Below are 26825 nucleotides of genomic sequence, written 5' to 3'. Positions count from 1 at the left end.
AACTTGGGAATAATCTTTTTGAGCCAGTAGTGTCCGTCTACGGAACCACTTCGAACTTCAAGGTGTAATGGATACCATCGCGTGAAAAGGTGCTCTTCTTGCCGGCGGCCAACGGAGTCGCGTCGTCCCATGAATACACCGTGATTGATGCCGATCCAACCTCCTTTGCACTGACCACGCCAAACTTGTTGACCGAGGCGATGGACGGATCACTCGATTCCCAAATCAGGTTCTGACGAGTCGCATGGGACGGCGTGATGAGACAGTTTAATCCGATCGATGTCCCCTTACTAAGCGTGGTGTTGTCGTTTGTGATGAGTAGTCCACTGACGGGCACATACTCGTGCTGTTTAATGGTCGCACCGAGCGACTCGTAAGCCGCCCGTTGCTCGGCATCCAGGTTTTCCGGATCGAGCCCGCTGCGATGATAGTGCGCCCACGCAACACGAACCGTATGATCAAACTCATCAGCCAATTCGAGTCGATCGGTTCTCAGGTCAAAAAATCGACCGTTGGGAAAATTCGCATGGGGTGCGTAGCGTTTGAAGTCTTTGTTGAACGCGTATCGTAGTACTGTGGACGTGTCGCTCGCCGGCTTGTTGCCGTTGTACCACGTGTAGATGTTCTTTCTCGGCTCGCCGGATTCGCCAAGCACCTGCGGCCAGAAACTGATCCCGTCAATGTTTTGTGGAGTTTGCAATTCGATGCCTACCGCCTCACACATGGTCGGGTAGATATCCGTCACATCGACCAAGCCATCGTAGCTGCGGAAGTCATTCTCTTTACCGCCCGTGATCTTTCCGGGACAATTCAGAATCAATGGCACATGAAGCCCATTGTCAACGTTTCCTCCCTTACCGCCGGGATAGCTTGTTCCATCAGGCAAGTGATGGATGAACGGTTCCTTCGTTCCGTTGTCGCCCATCACCACAATGATTGTGTCGTCACGTAACCCGTGCTGATCGAGCTTGTCGACTACCTTACCTATTAGCTTGTCCATGTACGCAAGCATATCGGGGAAAAACCGCTTGTCGTCGCCGGAGTGGCCGTCCTTGTTGTGCTTGGTTTCATCGAACTGATCAAACAACGAATGTGGCTGGGTGTCCGGCGTTGGCTTGTGTTCGTCATGAACTAGCAGCATCGGATAGTACAAAAAGAATGGCTCATCTTTATGCTTGTCGATGAATTGAAGTGCATGGCGATTGCAGATGTCGGGGCCATACCAACGTCGACCTGTTTGCGGATCAATGTCCTCGCGACCGACGTAATTATGTATCTCGCCATTAATAACGAGGCTCGGATTGATATACCGCTGGCTCTCGCCAACAACATCGAAGCAACAGAACTCATCCCATCCGAACTCGAAGATGTAATCCTTGGCGTGAACTAGCTTAGTTCCCCGCGTCTGCTTCCACTTTCCAAAGATCCCCGTCGCGTACCCCGCTGCGCTGAACGTGTCGCCGAAAGTGATCTCGGAAGCGTGTTGTGCCTTGCACTGCAGAAAGTTCCGCGAGTTGTACTGACCGGACATCAAGGCAATCCGCGTCGGTTCGCATAATGGATAAGCAAACGCGTTGTCACAGCGAAGCCCAGTTTGGGCAAGTCGATCGATCTTCGGCGTTTCGAAACGCTGATTCGTAAACTTCCCATTCTCTTCGCTGATCCGGTCAGCACCGTAGGCTGTCACGCCATAGTGACTCAGGTCATCGATCAAAATCAGAACAACATTGGGCTGCTCAGCCGGCACATCGCTGGCGAACGACACGCAGATCGCGAATAGCAACCAACATGAACAGCAGAATCGAATCGTGCGATTGAACATGAGAACTCGGGAACGAATAAAGAAAAGCTACGTGTGCGCAGAGACCAGAACGCAACAATACCGGCTCGACTATGGATAAAGTATTTCGACGACTCGCACTACGACCCGATCTCGTAGCCTTCTCGGTAGGGGCGGCTCATCATACTCGCTGCCAAATCGTCCCCCGTGATTTGCTCGGTTGCTTGGTCCCAATGGATTGTTCTCCCCAGACGACAACAAATCCCCGCGAGGTGGCAAACATTCAGCATTTTCATGTGGGAATGGACGTCCGAGATGGGCAACGTACGATGTTCGATCGAGTGAATGAGGTTAGCCCAGTGAGCATCTCGATCGTTGCCAACCATTGGCATCCCGCGATAGACCTTTGCAATTGCTTCCTCTGGCAAAGGATTGGCTTTGAGCTCTTCGATCGCCTTGCCGGTCAGCTTGCCACGATTAACGAAAATGCGACCGAGTTCACCTTCAAATAAGATCCCATTGTCGACATCGTGCCGGACATTCATAACCACATCCCCGTCGGCGAAATGAACGTTCAGATCGAAAGCGCGAGCAGTGTTGTAGCGATCATGCTGCAATGGCATACCGTCTTTAAACTCAACGTCATGCTTTGCCGTACCGCCTACGGAAATGGGATCACTATTTTGCCCGGCAGCTTCGATCCCCAGCATCGCAATGTCGATGTGGTGAGCGCCCCAGTCGGTCAATTTACCGCCGCTATGTTCGTACCACCAACGAAAGTGAGTGTGACCGTTGGTGTAGTTCCGCTTTGCGTCTGCTAGGTATCGAAACTGCATCTTAGGCGTAGGCCCCAACCACCGATCCCAATCGAGTCCTTCTGGGACTTCCGCGGTGGGGATCTCGGGACTCCAACCGCCTGCGTCAATGCCGACTGTGATTTTCTTTAGCTTTCCGATTCGCCCATCGGAAATCACGGCCAACGCTTTGTTGAATAGGTTGAAACTACTTCGCTGCTGAGTTCCGACCTGAACGACGCGTCCCGTTTCCTGTTGCACCTTGCGAATCATCTTGCCTTCGTCGATCGTGAGCGTTAAAGGCTTTTCGCAGTAGGCGTCTTTGCCGGCACGCATGGCTTCGATCAAGATTTTGGTGTGCCAATGATCCGGCGTTGAAATTTGCACGAGGTCGATGTCATCGCGATCGAGCACTTCGCGATAATCGGCGTACAAGTCTGCCTTTCCATCGCATAGCAATTCATTGCCATCGGCCAAGTGGTTTGCATCGACGTCACAAAGCGCAACCAAGTCCGCAAATTTCTTTCCAACGGGCGATGTCCGGGTACCATTTCCACCGACGCCAATCAGCGCAAAACGAAGCGGCTTGGCACTTGATTGCGCCGATGCTCGTGAAGCGGTGAACGTATAGGGAACGGAGGCAGCCATAGTCGCGGCGGCAGTTGTCGCCAGGAATTGACGGCGAGAGGACAATGCGCGGGGAGCGTCGCTCATTAATTGGACCTATGATTGAGAAAGAAAAACGATGTCGCGTCAGGGTCGGCATTGACGAGAAACGCTACTCGAACGTGCTCGTCACACGAACGTGCCCGATACGCAAACTTGCCCGAAACGCAAATTTGACCGAAACGCAAATTTGACCGAAACCCACTGTGCACGCAAATCATTGGAATGGAACAAACGTTCGTGGGTAGGTAATCGCTGCTCACCATCGTTTTTGGACGCATTTATTGAAAGTTTTGAACTTAAAACCGAATACTTTGTGAATCTCGGGAAATCTGCGTCCAATCTACGGCTCTCGATGCGATTCCCTATGGCCTCGTACGCTTGACCATGCAAAATCCGCTATCAGCAGAATGGCAACCTCGTAAGCAAGTGTCGAGCAAGAATTGATTGCTTTTGGAAGGACACGATGAGCGAACCCGATCAAAGAATTGACGTCGACAAAGAAGAAGCCTTCATGCGGTCGTTCTTACAATCAGAACGCCGAATCCTGGGCTTCATCTTGTCTCTTGTGCCGCACATGTCCGATGCGGAAGATTTGTTGCAAGAGACTTGTTCAACGATGTGGCGCAAGCACGATGAATTTGAAGCAGGTACGAACTTCACCGCGTGGGGAATCTCAATCGCTCGGTACAAGGTACTTAGCTACCGTCGAAAAATGCATTCCAGCAAAGTCATGTTCAGCGAACCGATGATGGTTCAAATTGCCGAAACCACTGAACGACTTTCCCCTTCAAGTTCAGCCAGAGCGGAAGCACTACAGGGGTGTCTGAAAAAGCTCCGAGAGAATGATCGTGAGATCATTCGGTTGCGATACTACGCCGAAAATTCGCCCAAAGAAACCGCTCGTCAACTCGATCGCAGCGTCGACTCGATCTACAAGTCTCTTAATCGTATTCGTCAGCACCTGCTTTCGTGCATTCGTCAATCACTGCAGACTGAAGGAAGTCTCGGATGAACAGTCCTGAACCATATGGTCGACTCAACGAATTGATCGGCCGAGTCTGCGACGATGAAATTGATCCGGACGAATTGCGAGAACTCGAATCGATTCTAAGCAACGAACCGGCTGCTCTCGCGAAATACGTAGAGACGGTGGACCTGCACACGATGCTGCACCGGCAACAAGGTGCAACCGAACTGAGCTCGCCATCCCTCATGCTTTCACCGACCGAAACAAGCACTCGATTTTGGCCTGCCGATGCAATGGCGTGGTTAGCGACGGCTGTTTGTATCAGCCTGATCGTGGGAACGTTTGCTGGCATGGGGCTATCACGATCAAGTTATTCCACGAGAGCAAAGTTAGCATCTGTCACGGGAATTAAATCGCACGCGATCGCAACGCTGAGTTCCGCAGTGAACTGTCGCTGGTCGTCTCGGCGTGCGTCGCACTTCGAGGGTCAGCGATTGTCCAATGATTCGTTGGACTTAGAATCTGGGATCGCAGTCATCCGATTTGACAGCGACGTAAGTTTGACGGTCGAAGGCCCTGCTCGCCTTGATTTATTGGGTGTGGATCGAGCGATGCTACATGCGGGCAAAGTCGTATTCAGTGGAATGACCGATCTCGATAGTTTCACGCTCGAAACGCCCCTTTCCAAGATCCAAGACTATGGCACCGAGTACGCCGTCGTTGTTGATTCCAATGGGCACGCGATGGAAGTGCATGTCTTTGATGGCAGCATCGAATGCAGAACTAAGCAGCCCGGCGATGCTTCAACCCACCTGGAAGCTGGTCAAGCGAGACGAATCCTTGCGAACGGCGATGACCAAATCATCCCGCTTGCTTCAGATCGCTTTGCTCGTAAGGCCGTTCAATCGGCAAGTCAGGACCAGAGCTTGATGTACTCGGAGTCGTTTGACGACCAAACTGAATCGCTAAGTCTCAACAGCGGCGAGATCGGCTGGGTTGCTCCCTGGCAAGACCGCAGACTTGGCGAATCAACCAAGTCTGGTTACACACTGACACCGAACTCGATGAAATGGAATTCAACTATCGAGAGCCAAAGCGGGAACCGCTTGATCATTAGCGGTGATGTAGCGCTAAGCCGAACATTAAGTGAGCCGATTCGCATGGATGCCGACGCTGCATATTACGTCAGCATGCTGGTCCGCCAACTTCCTTTTGCTGAACCGGAATCGCCAAGAAATTGGACATTCGTAACACTGCGAGACTCCCATGGACACAAGATTGCGATTTCGCCCAAGGGAATGCGAGGTCCTCCCAAGGTGATCCACAACGGTAGCACCGCCAACCTGTCAAAGAAACTTACGAACGACATCGCCTACTTATTCGTTGCCAAGATCTTGGCTCAACAAGAATCGGAAGACCAGGTGTTCGTCCAGATTTACGGTCCCGAAGATTCGCTCGGAACTGTGGAACCCTTGACTTGGCTTTTTTCAACACCGCCCATGTATGACGACAGCCGTTTCGACGAAATTCGAATCGTTGCCAAAGACACCACGCCTATCGAGATAGACTCAATTCGTATTGGCAAAACGTGGAGTTCAGTGACAGCAGGGCACCTGCAAAGCGGTGAACCAAATGCAGGATCGGATGCCTCTATTGCCCGAATCACGAAACCTCGCGACTTGAAGGTTTTCGCAGCGGATCCTTTACACGACGATACTTTCAAGTAACCCCAACGTTCTGCTTGACGACGGTGATGTTGAGGTCCTGACGCTAGCGTCTGCGTGAATGAGAGCGTCTGGAGGATGCACAGCGTCCGGACCAACAAGAACGCCGCGACAATTCAGCCCGTCCGAATGACTACGGTCTGCTACCTTGAATGTACAATGCGATGCAGCGGCGGGTGCCGAGGCGTGCGGAAACTCAAGTGAAGGCGAGCGATGGGAATTACGAGTCGAGTCATCTGGGTCGGTTTTTTACTTGCAACGGCGTCTCTAGGGTCCGCCAGCGGATCGGCTGAACCCTCCCTTGGCAAGCGAATCGAATCGTTCACGCTCGATAACTGCTACGGCAAACCGGTGACGTTAAGCGACTTTGAATCGTCCTCGGCGATCGTAATCGTATTCCTGGGGACGGAATGCCCACTCGCAAAGCTGTATGGACCGCGACTCAATGAGATCCAGAGGCAATATGCTGATCGCGGTTTGCAAGTCATAGGGATCAATTCCAACAAGCAAGACAGTTTGTCCGAAGTGGTGGCGTACGTGCATCGACATGAGATCACGTTTCCCATGCTCAAGGATCCGGCCAACCGTGTTGCTGATGCCATGAACGCTCAGCGAACTCCGGAAGCATTTCTTCTCGATCGCGACTATACAGTCCGCTACCACGGACGCATCGACGATCAATACGGAGTCGGCTACTCAAAAGAACGTGCACCAGAACCCGAACTATCACTCGCAATCGAAGCGCTACTAGCTGGATCCCCAATCGCTACACCGACAACCGAGGTGGTCGGTTGTCATATCGGACGAGTCAAAGATGTTGAACCGATCGGCGATGTGACATTCACCAAAGACATCGCCCCTATCTTCAATGCGAAGTGTGTCAACTGCCATCGAGAAGGCGAGATCGCACCGTTCGTTCTGTCACGGTACGAGGATGTGCTCGGCTGGGAAGACACTATTTTGGAGGTCATCGCGGATAACCGCATGCCGCCATGGTACGCCGATCCGGCACATGGATCGTTCGCCAATGACGCGAGACTGACCGACCACCAACGTGAACTCATTACCACTTGGGTCGACAACGGAATGCCCGAAGGCGATGTCGAGGACCTACCGGCATCGCCACGGTTTGCGGTTGGTTGGCAAATGCCACAACCTGATCAAATTATAAAAATGAATGACAAGCCGTTTTCGGTCCCGGCGGAAGGCGTTGTCGACTACCAGCACTTCGTTGTTGATCCAGGCTGGACCGAAGACAAGTACATCGTGGCTTCGGAAGCTCGTCCTGACCAGCAGAGCGTCGTGCACCACATCTTGGTTTACGTGATCCCACCTGGTGACAACCGACGCGACTTCCAACAAGTACTGGCTGGCTATGCTCCCGGCACTCCTCCACTTGATTTGCATGATGGAATAGCAATGGAGGTGAAAGCTGGCAGCAAGCTAATGTTCGAAATGCACTACACGCCCAACGGTTCTCAGGTGGACGACCTCAGCTACATCGGGATTCGATTCACCGAAAAGTCAAAGGTCCGAAAGCGTCTTCAAGGGCGAGCGGCACTCAATCACGAGTTTGAAATCCCGGCTGGAGCAGTCAACCACACGGTGACGGCTAGCTACGTCTCGAAGGCCAATGAGAGTTTGATCAGCATGTCACCCCACATGCATTTACGAGGAAAGTCATTCCGGTTCGATGCTCTGTTTCCCGATGGACGCGAAGAAACGCTTTTGAATGTCCCCCAGTACGATTTCAATTGGCAGTTGAAATACATCCTCGAACAACCAATCACGTTGCCGAAGGGCACCAAGGTCATGTGTACCGCGGTGTTCGACAACAGTCTTGGGAATGTGACGAATCCTGACCCGACCGTCCCGGTTCGCTGGGGCGATCAAAGTTTTGAAGAGATGATGATCGGCTTCATGGAAACCGTGCCTGTTGAAGATGAATTTTAAGCTGACCGATCGACTCCCTCTTGGATCACAACGATGCGTTTCTATTTCGTTCTGCTCGCTTTGATTTCGCCTACGGTGTTGGCAGTCGCTGACGACTTCACTCGCTTTCGTGGAGCGGACGCGACCGGCGTCGTGGCCGACCATCCCCGCCTACCGACGCAGTGGGACGAATCCAAAAATGTCGCCTGGGTAGCAGATGTTCCTGGTCAAGGCTGGGGCAGCCCCATTGTTGTGGGCAATCGTTTGTTCGTCTCTTCCGTTGTCGCTGACGAAGCGAACATCAAACCTCAAGGCGGCCTCTATCTTGGCGAAGGTGTTCGCGATCCTGCGAAGGGGATTCATCACTGGATGGTTTACTGTCTTGATATCGATAGCGGTGAAACGATTTGGAAGCACGAAGCTCACACCGGTCGCCCCGTCGTGCCGCGGCACCCCAAGAGTTCATACGCAGCGGAAACACCAACGACTGATGGTGAACGATTGTTTGTGCTGTTTGGCGATTTGGGTTTGTATGCCTACCGCCTGGATGGCGAACTGCTTTGGTCACAGATGATCGATCCGAAAAAGACGAATATGGACTACGGTGCAGCCGCTTCACCGGTGGTGCATGACGGGCAAGTAATCGTGGTCTATGACAATAAAGAGGAATCCTGGATTGCATCATTTGACGCAGAATCCGGTCATCCTCGCTGGCGAACGCCACGCGATGAGGTGATGTCCTGGGCAACACCCTTTGTTTGGGAAAACGACCAACGAACCGAGATCGTCGTCCCGGGACAACGACTCAATCGCAGCTACTCACTTGACGGTAAGGAACTATGGAACTTCGACGGTGACATGTCGGTTCTCGTAATTCCATCGCCCTTTGCCGCTCACGGCATGCTGTACATGTCGTCGGGATACGTCGGCGACGCTCACCGACCGACGTTCGCACTTCGTCCTGGTGCGTCGGGAAAGCTTGACACCGAAAGCGGATTTCAACAAAACAAATTCATCGAGTGGTACCAACCGACTGCCTCGCCGTACAACACAACGCCACTTGTGTATGGCGATTACTTGTACACGCTCTACGACCAAGGATTCATGACCTGCCACAATGCGTTGACCGGCGATGTGGTCTATGGCAAACAACGTTTTTCGCCTAAGGGTTCATTCACTGCGTCACCTTGGGCGTACGACGGCAAGGTATTTTGCCTCAGCGAAGACGGCCTGACCTATGTCATCGAAGCGGGCGAGAAATTTAACATCCTAGCGACCAATCCACTCGACGAACTTTGCATCGCGACACCCAGCGTCGCCGACGGCAAGTTGTTCATCCGCACGCTAACCAAAGTTTACTGCATCACTCAACCGTAACCGTTAGGCGCAGTAGAAGTAGGCTTGGTGAATTCTAAGCCAACTGCAAACCGCGGAACGTTCCCGTGCTGGTGGCAAACTTATCGGTTTCAATACCAAATCGTTGGAGCATCGAGACGAATAAATTTGGCAGCGGGTAGTTGTTTTCGGTATCAAATGCCAAGTGGCTGCCATGGCGAAATCCGCCACCGGCAAGCAGCACTGGCAGATTCGTGGTGACGTGAGTATTGGCGTTTCCGAGGTTGCTTCCATAAACAATCATGGTTCGATCCAATAACGAATCCGAACCTTCTTCCACGTTCTTGAGCTTCGTAAATAGCTCGTCTAACAATCGCATGTGCCAAACATCGATGGCTTCTAGTTGTTTGATCTTGGCTTCGTTCTTTCCATGGTGCGAAAGGTTATGATAACCATCGGTGATCTGAATTCCATCGACATCAATCGCCGGTGAATTGACGCTATCGAGCATCAACGTGACCGCTCTGGTTGAATCGGTTTCAAAAGCAAGTCTTGCCATGTCATACATCAAGCGGACCTTGTCCATGTATGCTTTGGGATCTTCCGGGTTCAGCGGCGTTTCACCTCGAGGTTTGGGTTTGGGCACATGCTCCCATTCTTTTGCCGCCTCGAGACGTTGTTCCAATTCTCGAACACCGGTCAAGTATTGGTCCACGCGATTGCGGTCCTTCTTCCCTAACTTTCGCTGCAACGCTTTGGTCTGACCTGCAACCGCATCCATGATACTCTGCCCGACACTTAGCTTTGCGACTTGGGCGTTGACCTCATCGGGTGACCCTTGAAGAAACAATTGCTCATAGACCGTACGAGGATTCTCTTCGCACGGAATCAACACCCCCGCCCCCGTCCATGACAAACTGCGCAGCCCTCTTTGAACATTCACGCCAAGGGTCATCGATGGAAACCGCGTGAGATGCCCGACGTGTTCGGCAATGTGCTGGTCCAGCGATATCGTGTTTCGAAACCCACCACTTCCTGGATGAGGCGCGGCGGTTAAGAAACAATTATCAGCCGGGTGCCCTCCGTCGACGTCAGGATGCCAAACACCGCTGAAGACGCTAAAGTCGTCTCGGTGCTTTTCCAGGTTCTTCAGGTACGGCGACAACGTATAGTTCGCACCGGAATCCGTGGGGAAAAACTTTTCGGGCAGCAAACCCAAATTGTTACAGACGCCCAGCATACGTCGTGGAACGGTTTCAGCCGCTGATCGCTCAGCGGCGGACAACACGGCGGGACGCATTGCATCAAGCAACGGAAGCGACAAGCCTACGCCTAATCCACGAAGAAACGTCCGACGAGGAAGTGCATTGTTTTTTAGCAGGATGGGCATCTTGATTTACTTGTTCAAGAACAATGGATTGGTTGCAATAGCAACGATGATCGATCGAATGGGATATCCCTGATCGGCATAACGGTCAAGAATCGTTTCAATAGCTTCTCGGTCACTGAAGCGAGGGGAAGCGCCTGTCGCATAGGTCAACAGCTTGACCACTAGGTTCCTGGCTACCGAACGTTCGTCGGCCAGCAGCCATTGCTTTAACTCGTTCACGTCCGCGAAGGTGCGACCATTGGGGAGTTCGCCTGAGGCATCGACACTGGGCCCTTGGGTGAACGTGAAGGGCTGGCCGTTTTTCCCATAGCCCGCGATCGGTTCACCCTCTTTGAAGCTGCGATAGCTATCACGCCATCCACCAGCGACATCAAAACTTTCGAGCGCAAACCCGGCCGGGTCAATGATTTTGTGACAAACATTGCAACTATCATCGGCGCGGTGTCGCTGCAGTTGGTCTCGGATAGTGACCGCCCCGCGTGTATCCGGCTCGATCGCAGGCACACTTGCCGGTGGCGGAGGAATTTCGACACCAAGGATTCGTTCATTCACCCATGCGCCTCGAACCACCGGCGAAGTTGTGGTCCCATTCGCGGTGACTTTCAATACGCTGGCTTGAGTCAACAATCCTCCTCGAACACTGTCGCTCGGAAGCTCTACCCGTCGCAATTGCGAGCTTTCAAACGGTGGCAACCCGTAGTGCTTGGCTAGGCGTTCATTCACAAACGTGAAATCAGATTCGATCAAATTCTTTGCGGGAAGATTCTCACGGATCAGTTCGGCAAAGAACAATCGCGTTTCTTCAAGCGCAGCATCAACCAATGCATCGTCCAGGTAGTAATCCGGATACAGCAATTCATCCGGAGAAGTGTCTGAGATCTTTCGCAGATCTAGCCAATAGTCCAGGAACGCATTGACGAACCGCTGTGAATTTGGATCGTCGAGCAGACGATCGACTTGCTGACTGAGTACTTCGGGATGGTGCAGCTCGTGCTTACTCGCAAGGGTGCGAAGCTTCGCGTCGGGTGACGTATTCCAGAGGAACAGACTAAGGCGATTCGCTAGAGCGTCGTCATCAAGGTTTCCGGGTTGTTCTTCCAGACAAATGAAACCAGGCGAACACAAAACGGCGGTGTAGCCAGCGATCATGGCATCCGCGAATGCCATTCCTTCTTGCAATGCCGCCTCGACCACGCTGACAAAGCGATCCACATCGTCGGTTTGATGAGGCCGTGGGTAGGCCGTTTGCAAAAACCGCTGCATCAATCTTCGCGCATCGTGCAACGGTCGCTCCGATTCCACGACAACCGTCTTTCCTTCTTGACGCAACGGCAGATCATCGAACAAGAGTTGATGCCCCCGTGACGGCCATTGAGCCGTGAAGGGACCTTCGACCTCCATCCATTGAAACGCTACTCCCGGCATTCCGTCTTTCTCTGCCAATGGATTGTGCCACGCGGGAGGTCGCGACCGAAACAAACGAACCGCGTCCGGCTGAATCGTTTCACCCTCAAGCAGCCAAACATCAAGCTCTTGCACACTCGGTTCAATCTGAAAATCAAAATCGCCAAGCCGTCGCAATTGCCGTGGTTCAGCTCGCGAATAGATCGCAACCGGTTCGGATCGCCTTCCGCGTGAAGTCTTTTCACGATCAGGACGCCACCAGTTCTTTTCTTCGCCCGCGGCCCAAAATGTATACCCGCGAAACCTTAGTTTGTAGCGACCGGACGTCTTGGCCTTGAAAGATCCGAATCGAATCTCGATCGGTTCGTAACTGCTAGCGACCACGCCAAACGCTTCTTGTTCACGCTTCACAGGATCGTTTTCGCCCACCGTAAACGGATGCTTTGGATCGCGAAGCACATCGACATCAGCGTCGTATCCGATTAAAGGAAACGTTGCCCGCTCTGGGCTGCGGTTGAACTCGGTGTAGTGAACGCGTCGATACATGTCACCTTGCTCGCGCGCATAGTAGCGAACGATTTTCTGCTTCGGCCGATCAGTGGTTCTCGCCACAACTTCACGCAACGCATAGTCGGCGGCATTCATGTATCGCGCGAGGTTCACATGCGAGACATCAAGAGCGTCGCCCAACTTGTTGAACCGATGCAATTCTCCATCTTCGGGCAACATGTTTGCTAACTGCAACCATGGTGCGTGAAGTAAATCCCTGACGCTGTTCTCGTATTCAAAGCGGTTCATTCGTCGCCACACCGCCCGTCCTTCGACATCGATATGGCTTCGGTCGAGTTGTATCAATCGCTGATGCAATGGCTTAAGAAATGATCGCTTCGCCTCTTCGTCCAAACCTTCCTCGGGCGGCATTTCACCAGCCTTAACACGGTCGTGGACTTTGATCCAAGTTGCCATGTCCGACTCGGCGGGCTCGCTCTTTTCGACAAGTTTTTCCACTAGCGGCGACAAATCGAGTCCACCCTCGGGGTCGGTCCCGCTATGGCAATCGATGCAGCTTTCTTGCAAACGAGAAAGCAGCAGGGATGAGTCACCGGCCCTCAATGCGTGAGGCAGCAAGAAACAAAGGCCGCTCATCAGAAGCGCGCGTAAACAGACGAGTTTGCTCATGTAGGGTGGGATTTTTAGGTGGAGCAATAGGAGGGACACCCATTATAACAGCTAGCTCGCGGCGCTACATGACTTAAATTGGCCTGGCTAAGAACGCGATCAAATCCCGAAACTCAGTCACAGACATCGTTTTCTCTAGGCCCGTAGGCATAATCGACTGGTCTACCGGTTGTTGCGTTTCAATGTCTTCAAGGGCAATTTCAAACGTCTTGCCATCAGCGGCTTGATACTTGATTCGGCCCCCAACACCCGACTCGTTCATTTTCAATCCGACGTGAACCGTGCCGTCGATCGTTAACACTTTCCACGGCACGTAGAGCGGTCCCACTTCCTTGCTGGGTAACAGGATCGATTCAATGATGCGTTGCCGAGTCATTGTTCCGCCCAACGTCGTCAGGTCAGGCCCCGTTCTTGAACCTCGCCCCGAGTGAACGTGGCACGAAACGCATTGAGTTCGATAGAAGACTCGGCGCCCCGCGTCCGCGTTCCCCTGATCGCCAACCAATGTCGTCCAAGCTGACAAATCTTCGCTGGACGGAATCGATTCGTCACTTCGCGAGGAACTAGCATCGAGTCGATCCAACTCAGTTTTCAACACTTCGCTCGAAGAATTGGCGAGTTGCTTTGCAACGAGCTCAAACGCCTGACGATCAACCGAAAGCGCCGACAATGCGTCCGCTCGCGTCTGCTCTTCCCTTGATTGATTCAGCGCGATTTCGGCTAACGCAGCCATGGCCGGTTGATCTCCTCGAGCAGACAAAAATCGCACAACTTCGGAAGCGAAATCACGATCCTCGTTCGAATCGAGCCACGAATTCAGCTTCGCTGAATCAAGCGATTCGATATTAGGAGGTAAACGGCGGATCGCAAGGCTACGCAACTTACTGGATCGCATAGGATCACTGGCAAAGCCAACAAGCAGTTTTTCAGTAGCGGGATCTCGATCGCGGCCCGACGCCGATCCCGTCTCGATATAGGCTATCGCCGCAATCACCGCGGCAAAGGTTCGAGGCGACAAGTCATCTTTCCGCAGCAAAGCTTCGATCGCCGGTAGTAAAGTCTTGCACTCTCGCTCGGCCGACCAGCGCAGTGCCGTCAATTGCACTGATTCGGCAGGGTGCTTTAACGCCCAAGCGAGTACAAGGTCGCGATCAACTTCGGCAACCGAATCCGGAGACGTAAGTTCTTGCCACCTCATTGCCGTCAAGACTCCCACGATTTGGTCAGCCGATGACAACCGGAGGACATCAATCGCTTGAACTTGATTGTCGTGAACCAACCCGGCGATCGCCGCCTGTCGAATGAAGGGGTCGGCATCTTGCAGCGACGCGAGCCGCTGCCTGCTCGATGCACCTGAACTTCTGGCAAGCGTTTGAGCCTCAATTTCTTGTGGCGTCAGGTCACTCGATGGATAGCGTTCTTGAGGACCCGAATTCTTTTGGGTGAGTCGCCACAATCGACCTTTGCCGTGCACCGGATAACTTCGATCCACCCAGTCGGTAACATAAATGGAACCATCGGGCGCAGTCGCCATTCCAACGGGACGAAAATTAGCGTTGCCCTGGACGATGACCTGAGTTTGACTCGTCCACGATGCCCCGCGCGGCTGCAAGTCGTATCGCTCGATTCGATTGTCGCCCCAACTCGTTGCCAGCAGATGGTCGTTATTGACGATCACCGCGCAAACCGCTTCCCCTGTACCCGCGACCATTGGCAAGGTTCCCGGCAGTTCCCCGTTCCAACACAACAAGGGGTGTGTACCAGCACGACCAAACCGAAACTGGAATCCGAAATCGGCTGTGTCCACTACATGCATCAAACGATTAGGCGGCATGGAATCTGGATCGTTGCCAACCGCCCAAAGACGCTTCGCCGCATCGAAGCACAAGCCAAACGGATTCCAGAAACCGGTGGCGACGCGACTGACCTGCGAACCATCAGGCCGACATCGAAACACGTTGCCTCCTTCACCGCCCCCCCTTTGTTGCGAGCCGTCAGTCCCTATCAATTGATAGGGCTCGCCGAAATTTTCGCCTTGCCCCACGTACAACCAACCGTCTGGCCCCAACGTTAAACCGGCCAACCCGTTGTGGGGATACGACGCACTCGTTTCGTGCTTTAGAAGAACGGACTTCGTTTCTGCGGTTCCATCGTCATCCGAATCCGCCAAGCGATACACTTCGCTGCGTGTAGCAACTGCAAACGCACCGTCACCCAGATGGACCATGTTCATTGTCGCCGTTCCACCTTCGTAGAACAAACTCTGGCGATCCAGAACCCCATCCCCATCGCTATCGTCAAAGCGGTAGATCCGATCTGTTTTGGGACCGCTGTAATCGTCCGGCGGAAAGTGAGTGTGACACTCGATTACCAGCAAGCGACCTTGATCATCAAAACAACATCCAGTCGGTGTGACCAAACCCGGTTCCGAAGCAATCAACTCAATCTGCCAATCGTGATCGAGCACCGAAGGAGGCTCAACGGCGATGGTGGTACTGCACAACGCTAACGCGCTGAACATTGCAATAACGCAGAACATTGCAAAACACTTGGTCATGCTGATTCGCGATGACTTGGTGAAATTGGTAAACACATTCATCAAAGCAGTGCCTTCACGAGATTGCGCGAACATCAACAAGCGTTGGCTTTCGCCAAACACCTACACTCGCAAGAAGATTCGGTGACGATAAAGGAAGTACAGTAAGCCCCATTTCAACGCGATGACGCCTAGCAGAAGTACCAAGGTAGATGACGAGCCTGACAAGCGGGCGATGCCACCGAAGAAAAAGTTTGAGATCTCACCGAAATCGACGATCCTTTGGCCCACATAAATCGTGATGGCATTCATTCCAATCACCACCCAAAAGAACGCCAGTCGGTGCAGTCCCAGAACATCCACGATTGCATAGAACAAGCTTAGCAGCAGAAGGCTCCATCCTCCGGCGACCAAAACAAAACTGCTTGTCCAGAGATTCTTAATGATCGGGAACGACAATCCCCATAGGTTCCCCACGACCAAGCACACCAATCCTGCTGACGCTAGCCAAAACACCTTTCGCCACGGCTTGGCGGTCGACTGCAAGAACGTACCTGCCAGCAAGCCTAATAAGGCGGTCGCAGGCGCAGGGATCGTGGACAGATAGCCTTCGTTGTCACCGTATCCGTAGTACTTTTCCAAGATGATTCCCGGCAAATAGTTTCGGTCAATGTATCCCGCCAAATTCCCTTCGATGGAATAGTCGCCCGCGACGCCTCCCGGCGGTGGAATGAATTCAAAGATCGCCCAATAGCCCAGCAGGATCGCAGCGGCCGCGACAGCTTGTCCTCGCCAAGTCGTGTGCAAGTACAACAGCGCCGCGACCACGTAAGCGATCCCAATTCGCTCGAGCACATGAGCGAAACGCATGTTGGCAAAATCAAATTGCAACACACCGTTGACCAGTAAGCCCAGCAGCACCAGGAACAAACCGCGACGGATAATGCGACCGTAAACAACCCTTGGATTCCCCGCATACTTCCGTAGCGAATACGGCAATACGCATCCCACAAGAAAAATGAACAAGGGAAAGATCAGGTCGTAAAACCGAAACCCTTCCCACGCCACATGTTCAAACTGCTCGGCCACCCGATTGGTCCAACGCTGTGGGTCATCACTCGCAAACAACTCGCGAGCAATCGCGTCACCACCGATGATCCAAAACATATCGAACCCACGAAGTGCATCAATCGATAGCACACGCTCTGTCTTTGCTGGAACTTCCGTTGACGACTCGGTGGGCGACTCTGTTGACGACTCGGTGGGCGACGACGCGATTGTCTTTTCGTTCAATGTGATTCACGAGTGTTGGGAAAGGCGGCCAGTGGCTGTCCATACAGCCTCACGACGAGACCGCACTTCGCACCGTTCATGGGTGCATCAATGGTAGAACTCAGGCGAGGTATTTCTTGAACCAAGCAATGGTTCTTTCCCAAGCAAGTTTGGCAGCGGGCTCATCGTAGCGAGGCGTTGTGTCGTTGTGAAAACCGTGATTGACGTTGGGATACACATGCGCTTCAAAAGGAACATTGTTTTCTTTCAAAGCTTTCTCGAACGCGGGAGCTCCCGCAAGGATTCGTCGATCTAGCTCGGCGTTTTGAATCAATAGCGGTGCTTTGATTTTCGCCACATCTTCCGAATCTGGTTGGCTGCCATAGAACGGTACTCCCGCGTCAATCACTTCGGGAATTCGTACGGCAAGTTGATTGACAACTCCGCCACCGAAACAAAACCCAACCACGCCAACTTTGCCCGTGGATCGTGGATGAGTATCAAGCAGCTTTGCTGCGGCGATGAAATCCTCAGTCATTTCTTCACGGTCGCGTTTCGATTGCATGGCCCGACCTTCATCATCGTTGCCCGGATAACCACCAAGCGGTGTCAAGGCATCTGGAGCCAAAGCAACGAAACCGTCTACTGCCAAACGTCGAGCGACATCGGCGATGTAAGGATTGAGCCCACGGTTTTCATGGACGACCAACACCGCCGGAAATTTCTCACCCTCAGCAGGCCAAGCGAGCAGGCCTTTCATTTCGCCCGCACCCTGCGGCGACGAATAAGTAATTGTTTCGGTCTTGATGCGAGGATCTGATGGCTCGACTTGCTGGGCCCATGCGTAGTTGGGGCTCAGATTTTCAAGTAGCGTTTCGACGGTCACCCCGCCGACCGCAAAGGCCGCAAGCCGGGTCACGTAATCACGACGATTGAGACGACCGTGCGCATAGTCGTCGTAAAGATCGAGGACTTCTTGTTTGAATTCGTTTGCTTGTTTTCGATTCATGGTCCGTGCCTAAACTCTCACGCGGGTTAGTAAGAAATACGTCCACGCCATTTGGATAGCGTGGACGTATTCTAAACCCTTTTTGCGATCGCAGTTCGCTCTAGGCACCGGAGTATTTGTTCACCTCAACCCAAGTCCTTAGACCATTGCTTCAGGTGTGACATCCTTTTTGGGAGCCTTGGACAACTTCAGCAATCGCAACCCAATGTCGCTGCGGACAAAGCCGTAAAGCATGAGTGTCAACAAGCCCAAGACACTTGCGGCTAGCAACTTGCTGTAATCCACCGCTTCAAACACTGCCGCGTCGCCGGGGGTAGGTGGTGTGAGCGGCGGGACTGGCAAACCATTTTGTTCGGCAATGTCGGCGATCTGAGCGAAGTGAATCACCGGTACGCCTCTTAGAATGAAGCGCGGCATGATCCCGTCGGTCTGGCGAATTCGATCAGGCGGCTGCAAGTTGAGGCCTGGCGAAAACATCGTTTTGCCGAGCGTTCGCCCCACTGACACGGTGCCCGCACCAACGTTGATGTACGCTTTGATAGGTTTGCCGCCGGCCTTCTTGTCGTACAACGCCATGCGTTCTTCCACGGCATCTTCAAACGATTCGGCCTTCAATTTCGATAGCCCATTTCGTTTGATCCCTTCGTCAATCGCTTTAAGCCCCGCTTCGGAAAGTCCCAACCCACGGTCTTCGAAGCCGCCAATCGACGCCGCGATGGCTCGCGTTTTGAACAGGTTTTCCTCCACCAAAATGCGTTCCATGTCGAGCCACAACAAGTCGGGCAAGTTGGCACCCCACTGAGACGCCGCACCGCTGCCGATCACAATGGGCTCAAGCCCCATTGTTTCCGCGGCCGCGTAAACGCATGTGTTGATGCCGGGGAATGAACCGCTGACGCCGATCGCAACCACGTCACCTTTTTCGACTCCAGCGTCGTAAAGCATTTGCACGGTGACGGCCGCAAAATTCGGATTGATCGCGGTACGTTTCGCGGTAACATCGCCCGCCAAACTGGTCACATCCGACATCGCCACGCCCAGCACTCCGCTAAGCGTAAGGTCCATTGTCTCGTCGACTTCGTAACCAAGCCGCATCCGCGCATCACTGATCGCATCGTAAGCCTCCGCCGCTAATTCGGTCGCGGCTAACTTCTCTTCGTAGTGAGGTTGCAGTCGTTTGACCTTCACGGATTCCACCATGATCAAACCAACCAAGGCGGTAAACGCAATCAGAACGAGGCCGGTGCGTGAGACAGCCTTGGGACGCCAGTAAACTTTTTTCATTTGATGAGTGCCATTCCGTAAATGATGACCAGGATCATGCGGATTGCCACCGATGCAGTAAGCAAGGCGCACATGGTTTCGAGCCAGCCTTGCCGGTCCATCCAAATTGCGATCAATCCCGGAATGATGTATCCGATGACCATGAAGTTTGCCTCGCCCGTTGCTAAGAATTCAATCGAGCCTAGCTCGGAAAATGGAATGAAGTCCATCAACAGACGTATCAGGTATCCGACCAAAATCATCAGGACCGTTCGACGACGGCCGTAGATGATGATAAAGGTGCCCAATGCATGAACGATGAGGTACGTGATCCCCGCGGCAAAGAGAGTCAGCAAAACATCGAACGGACGACCGAGATTCAAGGCGATGAATCCGGGCACGACCATCCCGCCCGCCGCTAGGCCGAAGAGTTCCGAAAAGATGAGACTGATGACCAGCCCCACGCCGACGGCGACCATCATTTGGTCCGCCATGTCCGTTGGGTTCATGTCATTTCCTTGAGAGTTAGATGAGAGATTTTTGTTGGGTAGCTGCGTGACTCGACCCGAGCCACAGCGGTTGGTTTGGGTAAAGCACCAGAAACAACTAAAGTGAATGGTGTTTGCCGTCGGTTACTTGAACGCGCGACGGCGACTTCGATTGGCGAAATAGCGAACGAGATCCAGTCCGACTCCAGCAATGTTGGCCATGCCCATGACCAAGCTGCTGCCTTCGGAAAGCTCGACGATCATTTCAAAAATTTGATCAACGCTTTGCTCTTCGGCGAACACCAACTTCAACGGGTCGATCCCAGCGTTCGTGGCCGCACGAGCAAAAATGTACGTTCCGGTTCCGATCAACAGGTAGCTATCCGCTTCCGGCCAATCTTTAATCACGCCGCCGAGTTGATCGCTGCGGTCTGGACGGTCAGCGCGACAATTGAAGATCGCGATCTTCTTTTCGACATCCGGATAGCGTTCTAACGCCATCTTCCATATTCGTTGAGTCGATTCGGGATCATTCGCGGCAAAGCCGTTGACGAAGTTGATTTGTCGATGAAAGAAATCCATCTCATAAGCGACCATCGCGCCCGGGTCCGGCTTGGCCTCCCACATCCCTCGCAGTGCCACGCTACGTTCCACGCCGACGTCCGAGCAAACTCGCAGTGCAAGAGCAACGTTCTCGGCATGTTCCACGTACGAGAACCCGGCTAGGTCGAGTGGCGTCACCTTTCCAACGTCTGCTTCGGTAATCGCAATCATCTCAGAACCGCGATCCTTAACGGCGTGATCGAATACGTCGATGTGATCTCGTTCGGCCGTAAAGAACTTCCCATTGACCGGAACCATACCGGCTAGTGCCCAAGCGACGTCCCGCTCACTAGGTCCCATCACATCAAGGTGATCTTCGCGGGCATTCGTGATGACGCCATGAGTCGCTCGGACGAGCTTGTCTTCACAAAGCCACTGCAGATAAGGAATCAACGCCATGCACTCAAGCACCAATGCTTCGGATTCAAATTCGACTGCTGTCTTTACGATCCGAACTTGTTCGATCACGTTTGCTCGGGAAGGCCGAAAGACCGGATACTCAGTACCGTCGGGCAAGATCATCCGAGGCAGCGTTCCGGTGGTCTTGCAACAGGTGCGAATTCCGCCTGCACGCATTCCCGCAGCAATCAAGCGAGCGACGCTAGACTTTCCACGTGTGCCATTGACGTGGATCCGAATCGGAATCTTTTCCAAACGTCGACGGTGTGATAGTGATTCCATCAATCCACCGGCGATCACCGCGCCAGCGGTCCCAAGAAGGGCAAGTTCTGCGGTCATGCAGTATGGAGGGGTTGAGTTAGATTGCGAAACGCAAGCGAGAAGTTCAGAAGAGTAGATCCGAAGTGTGAACTGATGCCCAGCACTTTGCCAAGGGGGGATCAAGGGTCTCTCGTTGAAGCAACCCTCACCTCATCATTGGCAGCTCTCCTCGATCGCCCTCTCGCATCCTTGCCCCGCACCTGTCACCTGTCACCTGTCACCTGTCACTGACTAAACTCCGGTGATGAATCATCTTCGACTATTACAGACCTTCCTGGCACTCTTGTGTTCGGTTTCGACTTTGAACGGACAAGACATGCCATTGGGAAGCTGGGAACAACATGGGTTTTCGCTCAAATCACGAGATCAGTTGCAGACCTATCTCGCCGCCAGTGTCGAAGACGAATCCGTCCCCGGCGGGATCGTCATCGTCATCCATCAGGGCGAAGTCGTGTTGAAGGAATCGTTTGGCTATCGGCACATCAAACGCCAACTGCCTTTTGAATTGGACACTCCTTTTCATGCGGCGTCGCTGTCGAAGTCAATCATTTCGACTCTGGTGGTGGCACTCGATGCAGACGGCTCGCTGGATTTGGATCAACCGATCGACGCGTACTTGCCGATGGCAAGTCAACTTTCAATGTCGGACTCACAACCTGCTACGCGAATGCCTACGCTTCGTGAGTGCCTGCATCACACCGGAGGCTTCATCGCCGACGAAGAGCCCGGTGGACGGCCTTGGCTTGAATTCCGCACCCAAGACATGACGCTAGAGGAAGCCGTTGAGTTAGAGCTAAGAATGCCGCTGGCTCGGCAACCCGGTTCCAAGTTTGCCTACAGCGGAATCGGCTACGACATTGCCGGACGCATTGTCGAAGTCGTCACCGGAAAATTGTTGGAAGAAGTCCTGCAAGAACGGCTTTGCCAACCGCTCGGCATGACAAGTACGACGTACTACGCCAGCTCGGAACAATGCGAGCAAATGGCCAGCTTTTATTGGCGTTGGCGAAGCGATGGATTCTTCCGTCGACAACTCGATGACCGAATCGTTTCACCGGGCAAGTACGCCTCGGTCGGCGGCGGGATCGTGACCACAGCGGACGACTTGGCCAAGTTCATGTTGATGCATCGCAACGGCGGGAGGGTCGACGGAAAACCATGGACGAAGCCGGAAGCGTTGCTAGATCAATACCGACGCAAGCGACCCGGTGCTTACTATGGCATCGGCTTTACCCTAGGACCAGCGAATAGGATGGCGGCGAGCGATTCCGAATCGGAAGTCATTGAGAACGAAAACGGAGTCTTGGCAACTTGGATTCTGCATACCGGATCGAGCGGAACGATGTTCTGGTTGGATCGTTCCACGGACACCATCGGGATCATCGTTACTCAACAGCGTTACAGCAGTGGCGAAGCGATCCCGGAATCCGAGAAGGTGATCGCGAAGGACGCGGCGAGCTGGCAGCAAACACTTAAAAAGGATTGGATGGACCCGATCCTTGGTTGGCGACCGCTTCGGAAAGACAGTCCTGCGGCGCGCTAGCGATGCCCTTTTCAACATTCCCCAGGGAATGGACTTGCCGCCGTTGCATAGCAAGAGATAATTTAATTGATCGGTGTTGTGTTTGACGATAGATCAAATGCTACTACCGCATACTTCGCGAAACCATGGCCCGCTGCGACTTCTCCCAACGCTTCTCGACTCCGAGGCTTTTTGCTCGTCGGCGATGGTTCGTATCAAGTCGGCTACTGACCTTCTTGGTCCTCTTGGCTGCGTTGGTTCAGGTCGTTCCGGCTGGCTCGGCGCATGCCAATGGGCTGCACTGTCTTTCTGATGCAAGCGTAACTGCGGAACTGACCGCGTCCTCGCATGCGATTGAGCGATGGGTCACGCCGCCCAACGTAACGGCCCCGGTAAGCCGACCCGATGCTCGTGTTTTCCCTAGCTCTTTGAGCTGGATAGCGTCGGCCTACTGTTCGACCGGCTTAACCAGCCTTTCTTTCTATGAGCGGTTGGGTTTCATTGCCCAACCCCATCGTTGCCTTACGACTCTGGTGACCATGAACGTGCGATTGCAGATTTGAGAGCGCGCCGCGTCTCAAACAAATCTCAATCTCTACGTTTCCCGTGAATTATGAAAGTCACTACGATGTCTGCGCGCAATCACTCTAAGAATGTTACGAAACAACCAACCAATTCAAAGTCAGCCGAGGGTAATCCATCTCACGGCGAATCCCCTTCGGCAATCCATCCCGCCCTGCAAAAAGCATGGCACTTGATCCACCGAGGCGAATATACCGCCGCGGCGAACCTGCTATCGTCAGCCGGTCGTGATACTCAAGTTCGAAACGCGTTGGGCGTTTGCCTGATGCGACTTGGACGTGTTGATCCTGCGGTCGATGTGTTCCGATCATTCGTCCTAATGCCAGGAACGTTGATCGAACGAGTCGAAGTGAGCAACGCATGCAAACGCAATTTTGCGACGGCCTTGCTGATGAAGGGGTTTCCAAGTGGAGCGTTGTCAGTCCTGGCAGCAACCCGAGACCCAGATCACATCATGGCGGTGAGGCTTCACTCGGCCATTTCCCAGTGGGAAAAATCGTTGTCTTGGCTTCGTTGGCTCGACTGGAAACTTAACGGCGTTGAACCGTCGAAGTGTCATATCAAGCTCGATTTCGAACCGGGCGAGTTTGACTTCAGTGTGGAATTGCCCAACCCCGCAGGCCCCAGCAAGCCTCGCAAAGCGTCGCTGAAGATGGCAGCTTAGCACTTTGACGGGCTCTCGAATCCCGAACGTCATGTGGAATCGGCGTCCCAAACGACGCCGATTCCTTGACGAAAACTTGTTAGCACTCGCGTAGTGCGGCAAGCTCGCCGGAGGCGATCAAAACGGCCAGAACCAAGGCACCAAAATCACGGCAACGATTCCGAGCACCACGTTCAGCGGTGCTCCGATTCGCAAAAAGTCTGCAAACCGATAACCGCCCGGACCATAAACCATCATGTTGGTTTGGTACCCGATGGGTGTCATAAAACTTGCGGATGCGGCGAGCGTAAGAGCAATTAAAAACGGTCGCGCGTCAACGCAGTAGAGCTTTGCTAACTCGAGGCAAAAAGGAAATAACAAGACGGCAGCGGCGTTGTTGGTGATCACTTCGGTCAATATCGAGGCGGAGCAGTACAGCATCACCAACGCTGCTAGTGGGCCCAGGGTCTGAGTGTTTTCTACGATTACGTTCGCAATCCCAGACGCGGCACCGGAATTTTGAAGCGCCACTCCAACGCCGAAAGACGCTGCAATGGTTATCAGCAATTGCCACTCGATGCTCTGACGAGCCCCATCGGATGACAAGCAGCGCAAAGCCACCATCATCACTGCGGCCAAACCAGTAGCAATCGAAATAGGAATCCAATTGGTAACCATCAACACGATCAGAATCATGAACACCGTCAAGGCGATCCAGGCCCGGTCGCGACGAACCGGACGCCACTGATCGACCATACTGACGAGGTAAAACGCGGGGTCGTGTCGATGAGCCTGGACAAAGTCAGGCTGAGTTTGCATCAGGAGTGTGTCACCGGGCTGAAGCTGGATGTCGCCCAACTTTCCTTCGAGTCTTCGTTCAAAACGATGCACCGCCAAGACCACCGCACCGAATCGAGATCGAAACTCCGCATCCCGAATCGTCATGCCATTAAGCGACGAGTTCTGGGACACGACCACTTCGCACATCCGGCGATTGCGTCGTTCGCTCACCGAAAGCTCGACACTTGATTCGGCAACGGGGACGAGCCCAGCGATCTTTTCTAGTTCGATAATCCCCGAAACCACTCCCGCGAAAATCAATTGGTCGCCCGATTCAATTCGGTCCTCGGGACGGACCGGAGTGATCGCTTCGCTGTTGCGTTCGATTTCAATCAGAAATAGGCCAGGCAATTGTCTTAGGCCAGCGTCCTCAACCGTTTTGCCAACCAATCGGCAGTTCGATTCAACGCTCATTTCGATCACGTAATCTCGTCTCGCTTCGCCTAGCTGTTCCAACAGTTCAGCACGATCGGGCAACAACTTCCCGCCGAGGAAAAATAGATACAAAGCCCCCACAATCGCATAAGGCACACCGATTTTCCCCAGTTCAAGCATGCCCATTCCGGGTAACCCGTTTTCAATCATCAGTCCGTTGACGACGAGGTTGGTCGACGTACCGATCACTGTGCACGTTCCGCCCAAAATGGTTAGGTAGGAAAGAGGAATCAACAGCTTTGACGGAGAGACTTGGTTGCGGCGGCACCAGTCCATGACGATTGGCACGAACATCGCAACGATGGGCGTGTTGTTGAGCAACGCGGACATCGGCATCACCGCCACCGACAAACGAAAGAACGCCTGTCCTCGCGACTTCGCCTTCCCAAGAACATGGTGCCCCACATGATCCAGAACGCCGGTTTCGCGCAGACCCGCCACCACCACAAATAGAAATGCGACGGTCAACACTCCCGAATTGCTAAACCCTGCGAACGCTTCTTCCGGTGAAATGATGCCCGCGACGGCAAGGATGGTAGTCGCGGCCACAAACAAAACGTCGGTGGGCGCTAAATTCTTCAATAGCGCCAGCAGCAACACGCCGACAACGCTAAGCGTCAACCAAGCTTCGTAGTTCATGATGTTTCCAGCTTGGCCCCGGGCTCGATTCGATCGCCGCGACTCCGCCAAGCCAACACCGAGACTATGATGCAAACGATCGGAAACACGCCGAACGCAAAGCCTGCTTTCGCGTTCGCCACCCCAGGCCATGACTGCGATTCCGCGATCAAGAGTAACGTGTAGGCTAGATAGAGCGTAACCAACAACAGGCCTTCGGTGCGGCTGACCGTCGCGTGGCTAAAGAACATCGGCCAACACAGGCAGGCGCTCATCACCATTACCACGAAGTCAAACCAAATGACTTGTGACGCTACGGGCACGCCCGTCCCGGATACCACCGAGGCCGTCGCAAGCACCATCAACAAGTTAAACACGTTACTGCCAACCACATTGCCGACCGCAATGTCTCGCTGCCCCTTAGCGGCCGCCACGATTGATGTCGCCAATTCCGGCAGCGAAGTTCCGGCGGCCACAATCGTCAAACCGATCACGATGTCGCTAACGCCAAACGCTCGTGCAATGGCCGTTGCCGAATCGACCAATAACTTAGCGCCCCAAACGAGCATCGCCAATCCGATTGCCAACAACGCGACGTTTGCAACCAGCTTCGTCCAAGTCACACGTGCCGCTGGCTCTGAATCAGGGTTTGCGGAATGCGATTCGTTCCGCCCCGAACGAATCAGCCATCCGGTGTAACCCGCGAATATCAGCAGCATGCCGATTCCTTCCCAACGTTCGATCTTTCCGTTGAGAGCCGCCAGCCATGCCAATACCGACACACCGATCATGATTGGCACATCGAGACGAACGAGCTGGGACGAAACCGACAAGGGAACGATCACGGACGATATTCCAAGGATCAGCAAAACGTTAAACAGATTGCTGCCAACGACGTTGCCCAACGCAATCGCCGAATCGCCCTTCAGACTCGAAACGGTCGAAACAGCCAACTCCGGCGCGCTTGTTCCAAACGCAACAACGGTCAGCCCTATCACCAGCGGCGAGATCCTGGCTACCTCAGCAAGGGTGACCGCACCTCTCACCAACAACTCCGCTCCCACAACCAACACCACCAAACCAAGCAGCAGCCAAAGGTAAACCATAGACGGGTAGAGAT

At 53.5% G+C, this 26825-nt stretch carries 18 protein-coding genes; 6 read left to right on the top strand and 12 right to left on the bottom strand.

Annotation, left to right across the window (positions count from 1 at the left end; translation table 11 throughout):
* Positions 1–37 precede the first annotated feature (37 nt).
* Together Pla22_RS12410 and Pla22_RS12405 are read right to left on the bottom strand one after the other, a co-directional pair.
* A complete protein-coding gene (locus Pla22_RS12410; protein ID WP_146514894.1) occupies positions 38–1822 on the bottom strand; it encodes a sulfatase-like hydrolase/transferase in 1785 nt (594 codons plus the stop codon).
* Between the two features lie 98 nt (positions 1823–1920).
* Entirely contained in the window at positions 1921–3288 is a 1368-nt protein-coding gene (locus tag Pla22_RS12405) for a Gfo/Idh/MocA family protein (protein WP_146514893.1), read from the bottom strand.
* 418 nt (positions 3289–3706) lie between these two features.
* Between Pla22_RS12405 and Pla22_RS12400 the strand changes: the two genes are divergently transcribed.
* The 4 genes from Pla22_RS12400 (at position 3707) to Pla22_RS12385 (ending at position 9243) form a co-directional block, all read left to right on the top strand.
* The gene (locus tag Pla22_RS12400; RefSeq protein WP_146514892.1) at positions 3707–4255 is read left to right on the top strand and encodes a sigma-70 family RNA polymerase sigma factor; all 549 of its coding nucleotides are present in this window, start codon (positions 3707–3709) and stop codon (positions 4253–4255) included.
* A complete protein-coding gene (locus Pla22_RS12395; RefSeq protein ID WP_146514891.1) occupies positions 4252–5937 on the top strand; it encodes a hypothetical protein in 1686 nt (561 codons plus the stop codon). The genes Pla22_RS12400 and Pla22_RS12395 overlap by 4 nt, the downstream gene beginning before the upstream one ends.
* Before the next feature lie 210 nt (positions 5938–6147).
* The gene (locus Pla22_RS12390; protein WP_146514890.1) at positions 6148–7887 is read left to right on the top strand and encodes a redoxin domain-containing protein; all 1740 of its coding nucleotides are present in this window, start codon (positions 6148–6150) and stop codon (positions 7885–7887) included.
* A 33-nt stretch (positions 7888–7920) separates the two neighbouring features.
* Positions 7921–9243, top strand: a complete 1323-nt coding sequence (locus Pla22_RS12385) for an outer membrane protein assembly factor BamB family protein (RefSeq protein ID WP_146514889.1) — start codon at positions 7921–7923, stop codon at positions 9241–9243.
* Positions 9244–9277: 34 nt separating this feature from the next.
* Here the strand turns inward: Pla22_RS12385 and Pla22_RS12380 are convergent, their stop codons facing one another.
* From Pla22_RS12380 to pgsB, 8 genes are all read right to left on the bottom strand, one after another.
* On the bottom strand, positions 9278–10591 hold the full coding sequence (locus Pla22_RS12380; protein ID WP_146514888.1) for a DUF1552 domain-containing protein: 1314 nt from the start codon (positions 10589–10591) through the stop codon (positions 9278–9280).
* Between the two features lie 6 nt (positions 10592–10597).
* Positions 10598–13141, bottom strand: a complete 2544-nt coding sequence (locus tag Pla22_RS12375; RefSeq protein WP_165440621.1) for a DUF1592 domain-containing protein — start codon at positions 13139–13141, stop codon at positions 10598–10600.
* A 106-nt stretch (positions 13142–13247) separates the two neighbouring features.
* Positions 13248–15773, bottom strand: coding sequence for a PVC-type heme-binding CxxCH protein (locus tag Pla22_RS12370; protein WP_165440620.1), 2526 nt, complete (start codon positions 15771–15773; stop codon positions 13248–13250).
* Positions 15774–15833: 60 nt separating this feature from the next.
* Positions 15834–17003 (bottom strand): acyltransferase family protein, encoded by a 1170-nt coding sequence (locus Pla22_RS12365; protein ID WP_207310341.1) that lies wholly within the window; start codon positions 17001–17003, stop codon positions 15834–15836.
* 100 nt (positions 17004–17103) lie between these two features.
* Positions 17104–17991: a dienelactone hydrolase family protein gene (locus tag Pla22_RS12360; RefSeq protein ID WP_146514885.1), complete on the bottom strand. Its 888-nt coding sequence runs from the start codon at positions 17989–17991 to the stop codon at positions 17104–17106.
* Positions 17992–18129: 138 nt separating this feature from the next.
* On the bottom strand, positions 18130–19275 hold the full coding sequence (gene pgsW / locus Pla22_RS12355; RefSeq protein ID WP_146514884.1) for a poly-gamma-glutamate system protein: 1146 nt from the start codon (positions 19273–19275) through the stop codon (positions 18130–18132).
* The gene (gene pgsC, locus Pla22_RS12350) at positions 19272–19763 is read right to left on the bottom strand and encodes a poly-gamma-glutamate biosynthesis protein PgsC (protein WP_207310340.1); all 492 of its coding nucleotides are present in this window, start codon (positions 19761–19763) and stop codon (positions 19272–19274) included. Before pgsC ends, pgsW begins: the two co-directional genes overlap by 4 nt.
* 123 nt (positions 19764–19886) lie before the next feature.
* The gene (gene pgsB, locus Pla22_RS12345; RefSeq protein WP_146514883.1) at positions 19887–21083 is read right to left on the bottom strand and encodes a poly-gamma-glutamate synthase PgsB; all 1197 of its coding nucleotides are present in this window, start codon (positions 21081–21083) and stop codon (positions 19887–19889) included.
* Between the two features lie 226 nt (positions 21084–21309).
* On the opposite strand from pgsB, the gene Pla22_RS12340 reads away from it, so the two are divergent.
* Together Pla22_RS12340 and Pla22_RS12335 are read left to right on the top strand one after the other, a co-directional pair.
* On the top strand, positions 21310–22608 hold the full coding sequence (locus Pla22_RS12340) for a serine hydrolase domain-containing protein (protein WP_146514882.1): 1299 nt from the start codon (positions 21310–21312) through the stop codon (positions 22606–22608).
* Positions 22609–23215: 607 nt separating this feature from the next.
* Positions 23216–23833: a tetratricopeptide repeat protein gene (locus Pla22_RS12335; RefSeq protein ID WP_242631966.1), complete on the top strand. Its 618-nt coding sequence runs from the start codon at positions 23216–23218 to the stop codon at positions 23831–23833.
* Positions 23834–23950: 117 nt separating this feature from the next.
* On the opposite strand, the gene Pla22_RS12330 is transcribed toward Pla22_RS12335, so the two are convergent.
* Positions 23951–25726, bottom strand: coding sequence for an SLC13 family permease (locus tag Pla22_RS12330; protein ID WP_165440619.1), 1776 nt, complete (start codon positions 25724–25726; stop codon positions 23951–23953).
* Positions 25723–26811: a calcium/sodium antiporter gene (locus Pla22_RS12325; RefSeq protein WP_146514880.1), complete on the bottom strand. Its 1089-nt coding sequence runs from the start codon at positions 26809–26811 to the stop codon at positions 25723–25725. Before Pla22_RS12325 ends, Pla22_RS12330 begins: the two co-directional genes overlap by 4 nt.
* Positions 26812–26825: the final 14 nt, after the last annotated feature.

The organism is Rubripirellula amarantea, from assembly GCF_007859865.1.
Taxonomy (GTDB): domain Bacteria; phylum Planctomycetota; class Planctomycetia; order Pirellulales; family Pirellulaceae; genus Rubripirellula; species Rubripirellula amarantea.
The sequence above is the reverse complement of the archived record's forward strand: the minus strand, read 5'-3'. Positions and strand labels throughout refer to the sequence as shown.

Excerpts from the sequence above, each read along its gene's own strand:
- Pla22_RS12400 (WP_146514892.1), top strand. The coding sequence starts at position 3,707 with ATGAGCGAACCCGATCAAAGAATTGACGTCGACAAAGAAGAAGCCTTC.
- Pla22_RS12390 (WP_146514890.1), top strand. The coding sequence starts at position 6,148 with ATGGGAATTACGAGTCGAGTCATCTGGGTCGGTTTTTTACTTGCAACG.
- Pla22_RS12340 (WP_146514882.1), top strand. The coding sequence starts at position 21,310 with ATGAATCATCTTCGACTATTACAGACCTTCCTGGCACTCTTGTGTTCG.
- Pla22_RS12410 (WP_146514894.1), bottom strand. The coding sequence starts at position 1,822 with ATGTTCAATCGCACGATTCGATTCTGCTGTTCATGTTGGTTGCTATTC.
- pgsB (WP_146514883.1), bottom strand. The coding sequence starts at position 21,083 with ATGACCGCAGAACTTGCCCTTCTTGGGACCGCTGGCGCGGTGATCGCC.
- pgsC (WP_207310340.1), bottom strand. The coding sequence starts at position 19,763 with ATGAACCCAACGGACATGGCGGACCAAATGATGGTCGCCGTCGGCGTG.
- Pla22_RS12395 (WP_146514891.1), top strand. The coding sequence starts at position 4,252 with ATGAACAGTCCTGAACCATATGGTCGACTCAACGAATTGATCGGCCGA.
- pgsW (WP_146514884.1), bottom strand. The coding sequence starts at position 19,275 with ATGAAAAAAGTTTACTGGCGTCCCAAGGCTGTCTCACGCACCGGCCTC.
- Pla22_RS12325 (WP_146514880.1), bottom strand. The coding sequence starts at position 26,811 with ATGGTTTACCTTTGGCTGCTGCTTGGTTTGGTGGTGTTGGTTGTGGGA.
- Pla22_RS12335 (WP_242631966.1), top strand. The coding sequence starts at position 23,216 with ATGTCTGCGCGCAATCACTCTAAGAATGTTACGAAACAACCAACCAAT.
- Pla22_RS12405 (WP_146514893.1), bottom strand. The coding sequence starts at position 3,288 with ATGAGCGACGCTCCCCGCGCATTGTCCTCTCGCCGTCAATTCCTGGCG.
- Pla22_RS12385 (WP_146514889.1), top strand. The coding sequence starts at position 7,921 with ATGCGTTTCTATTTCGTTCTGCTCGCTTTGATTTCGCCTACGGTGTTG.
- Pla22_RS12360 (WP_146514885.1), bottom strand. The coding sequence starts at position 17,991 with ATGAATCGAAAACAAGCAAACGAATTCAAACAAGAAGTCCTCGATCTT.
- Pla22_RS12370 (WP_165440620.1), bottom strand. The coding sequence starts at position 15,773 with ATGAATGTGTTTACCAATTTCACCAAGTCATCGCGAATCAGCATGACC.
- Pla22_RS12375 (WP_165440621.1), bottom strand. The coding sequence starts at position 13,141 with ATGAGCGGCCTTTGTTTCTTGCTGCCTCACGCATTGAGGGCCGGTGAC.
- Pla22_RS12330 (WP_165440619.1), bottom strand. The coding sequence starts at position 25,726 with ATGAACTACGAAGCTTGGTTGACGCTTAGCGTTGTCGGCGTGTTGCTG.
- Pla22_RS12380 (WP_146514888.1), bottom strand. The coding sequence starts at position 10,591 with ATGCCCATCCTGCTAAAAAACAATGCACTTCCTCGTCGGACGTTTCTT.